The organism is Sideroxydans sp. (assembly GCF_054604835.1).
Genome location: NZ_JBTSFG010000026.1, coordinates 1 through 2,838, shown reverse-complemented (window position 1 = coordinate 2,838; position 2,838 = coordinate 1). Strand labels below are relative to the sequence as shown.

The window sequence follows — 2,838 nt, the reverse complement described above, 5'->3', positions numbered from 1 at the left end:
CACGCCATCGTCTGTTGTCCACAACTATCCAGGGGCGGACGAGGAAGCCTGGGAAGCGTTCTTGCTCGATCTTGAAGCACTGCCGACTGACATTAAGGTTATTGGCATCAATGACTACATCTTCATCGACGGCTACGAGCGCGTGCGCAAAGCGAAACTCGAGCAAGGACGGCTGAAAAATATTGACCTTATATTGCCGGTGATCGAGCTACGTCTAGATAAGTTTGCTGGTGTGGTCAAGAAGGACAAGGATGGCAGCTATTCCCAATCGGGCTGGAATCGCATCAACCTGCATGTCATTTTTGATGCGCTGGATCCAGAGGTAATTCGGCAGCAATTCCTCGGTTCTTTGGCTCCTAGCTACCAACTGATCCCAGACTCCAATGATTGGAACGGCAAATGGAAGGGTGTCATCACACGCGACAGCTTGTCCGAACTCGGCCAGATGATCATCGACTCAGCACCGGCCGAAAAGAAAGCCGACTACGCTCCACCACTGCAGGAAGGGTTCAACAACCTGTGCGTGAGCTTGGAAAAGGTCATCGAAGCACTCGACAGACATTACCTCGCCGACAAATATTTGATCGCAGTCGGCAAGACCGAATGGGACAACCTAAAATGGGATGACCAGTCCATCGCCGAAAAGCGCAACATCATCAATCAGGCTGATTTGGTGTTTACTGCTGCGGCCAACCCCGCGGCCTATGACGCCGCAAGAAAAAAACTTTTGGACTCCAATGTAAAGGCCACTCTTCTCGACTGCTCTGACGCCCATGCTCTGAGCAGCTCCGCAGACAAAGACCGAGTCGGAAACTGCTTCACTTGGATCAAGGCCGACCCTACATTTGATGGTTTGGTGCAGGCCATCACCGAATTCGAAGACCGGGTGTTCATCGGCGACACGCCCCCCAAACGACTATTGGTTGAAACCAACCGCACTAAATATGCCTCCAGAATCCGTATCAACCGCAAGCCCGGCACCGCCCTAGCCGACCCATGGTTCAATGTTGATATGCCTCTGAGCCACGACTTGGTAGCCATCATCGGCAACAAGGGCAGCGGAAAGAGCGCCATGGCCGACATTGCAGGGCTGGCTGGCGACACCAAGAACTTCAAGAGTTTTTCGTTTCTGAACGACAAGCGATTCCGCAACCCGCGGAACAAGCTCGCCCAGCACTTCGTTGGCGCGCTGGGTTGGCACGACAGCACTGAATCCGAGCGGCAGCTCGATCAAGACCCATCAGAGACCAGCGTGGAACGAGTGAAGTATTTGCCGCAAAGCTATCTTGAAACGCTTTGCAATGAGCTCGGCGATGGCGGTTCTGCAACGTTCGATGCCGAACTGCGCAAAATCATTTATACACACGTTCCGGAAGAGGCTCGCTTGGGCTACAACTCCATGGATGATCTGCTCGATTTCAAAGTCGCTGAGATTGACAGCGCGCGTGAGCAGTTGCTTAAAGAAATCTCCAAGGCCAACTTCGAGATTTTGCAAACTGGACGCCGCCTCACGCCAGAGTTCAAACAGTCCCTCCAGGAGCAGCTTGACGCCAAGACTGCCGAACTGGTTGCTCTCGAAGGATCAAAGCCTATCCAAGTCGAAGATCCTACGGCGTCGGACGTAGCAAAGGAAGAGTCCCAAGCCGCGACGGAGAAAATTCAAGCCCTTGAAGAAGAGCTTAAAAAACTGCGAGATGAGGAGAGGCAACTCCGCGAAAAAAAGGCTGCGGAAGCAAAGCGTCTGGCCGTCTTGGACAGGGTTGTGCAGGCCATCGCCAATCACAAGAAGGCCCATGACCAGTTCATTTCTGATTTAACCCCGATGCTGGCCGAAGTTGGCGCGAATATGAAAGTGTCCGAACTAGTGGACCTTAGAATAGACAAGACAAAAGTCGATGCACTAAGCAAAGAGGTGAAAGATTCAATCACGACTATCGATGTAGCACTCGCCAACCAAGATCCAGCAGGTCTCAGCAAAAGGCGCGAAGTTGCCGAAGTTGCCCTAGCGGACATCAAGAGCAAGCTTGGCGAGAAACAGCGCCTGTTCATTATCTTCAAAGAGCAGGTTGCGAAGTGGGAGTTGTCCAAGAAAGAGCTTGTAGGCAGCAAGGACAAGGCTCAGTCGATTGAATGGTTCAAGGCAGAAATCGAATCGCTGGGTGCCCTTCCGGCCAAGCTCGCAGAGCTTAGGGATAGCCGCGTGGAACTCGCCAAGAAAGTCCATGAACAGATAGTAAAGACAGTGGAGGAATACCGTCGGTTGTATGAGCCCGTGCAGGAGTTCGTCAAGTCTGCTGCCCAAATGGATATGCACCTTCCGCTGGACTTCGATGTGCGCATCGAAGAGTCCAACTTCCATGAGCAGTTCTTGCCACGCATTAATCGCCAAGCACGCGGTAGCTTTTCCGGCGTGGACGAAAGCAATCAAGTCATGCGTGGACTGTTGAAGGAGGCTAACTTCGGGGATGTAGACTCCACCCTAATATTCCTACACACCATTGACGACATGCTTCACTTCGATCGCCGCGAATCAGGTGGTGGTCGCGAAGCTAGAATCACCGACCAACTCCGACGTGGCGGTGATCCTCAGGACATTCTCGACTATGTCTACGGTATGAGCTATCTCGCGCCGCGGTATTCGCTCACGTTCGACCAACAAGAAATCAGCCAGCTCTCGCCAGGCGAGCGAGGCCTGCTACTGCTGGTCTTCTACCTTCTGGTAGACAAGGACGACATTCCAATCATCATTGATCAGCCAGAGGAGAACCTCGACAACCAGACTATCTTCAAGGTTCTGGTGAAGTGCATCAAGGCTGCCAAGCAGAGGCGCCAAGTCAT

1 protein-coding gene is annotated in these 2,838 nt (G+C 52.7%); it reads left to right on the top strand.

What is annotated here, in order from left to right; all coding sequences use genetic code 11:
* Positions 1 to 61: 61 nt before the first annotated feature.
* Positions 62 to 2,838 (top strand): TrlF family AAA-like ATPase (locus tag ACYCZ5_RS13985; protein ID WP_461545418.1); only part of this gene is annotated, 2,777 nt, incomplete at its 3' end.